General features: G+C 55.6%; 1 protein-coding gene. It reads right to left on the reverse strand.

Going from position 1 to position 268, the window contains the following annotated elements:
- The coding region (locus tag PZC42_RS24770) for a tRNA ligase subunit PheS family protein (RefSeq protein ID WP_498041206.1) at nucleotides 1-268 on the reverse strand (268 nt) is incomplete at both ends.

The following is a 268-nucleotide window of genomic DNA, read 5'->3' on the forward strand; positions in this document are numbered from 1 at the left end:
ACCTCAACGGATCAGTCTTTGGGCGCTTCCACAACCTGGCGCCTTCCATCTGGTGGAAAACCGGGTAGTGGCTCCGGTCGATCGCATCCCGCCGGTAGACATCGGCCACCACTGTATATCCCACCTCCTCTGGGTGTGTCTTCCCATTCTGATTCATGCGCTTGAAATAAGCCTGCTGATGGGCACTCGTGTGTGTTCTCAAAACGGTATCCCTATTGACATAGTAGGTGTCGGTGCGGCTGCGACCCGGATGATCTGGAGGAAAACC

The organism is Isoptericola croceus (assembly GCF_029382255.1).
GTDB lineage: Bacteria > Actinomycetota > Actinomycetes > Actinomycetales > Cellulomonadaceae > Isoptericola > Isoptericola croceus.